At 32.2% G+C, this 295-nt stretch carries 1 pseudogene; it reads right to left on the bottom strand.

What is annotated here, in order from left to right:
• Positions 1-59: 59 nt before the first annotated feature.
• Positions 60-295: pseudogene (locus ACSG5Z_RS31025) on the bottom strand (hypothetical protein); the annotation flags it as partial.

Genomic DNA, 295 nt, shown 5'->3' with positions numbered 1-295 from the left:
GTAACTAATCAAAAAGTAATTCCTACATACACTAATTGAGCTGATAAAAATCTAAGCTATCCAAATGTATTTGCTTTTCCGTTTAGCTTCATAACATTCTTTTTCAATGCTTTATCATATTCAATAGTCACATTACCCTTAACATCACCGTTTGTACCAAATGATGAATTGTCTTTAAATGTACCATCTGCAAAGTTCACATCAAAAACATCCGCCTTTGGTACTTTCACATTCGGGTCAATATTTTCTTTTTTCGTAGTAATCTCTGCCGTTAATGGCTGTCTATTATACACAA

This window comes from Bacillus pretiosus, from assembly GCF_051294775.1.
Lineage (GTDB): Bacteria > Bacillota > Bacilli > Bacillales > Bacillaceae_G > Bacillus_A > Bacillus_A wiedmannii.
This window is presented reverse-complemented; position numbering and strand designations above follow the sequence as displayed.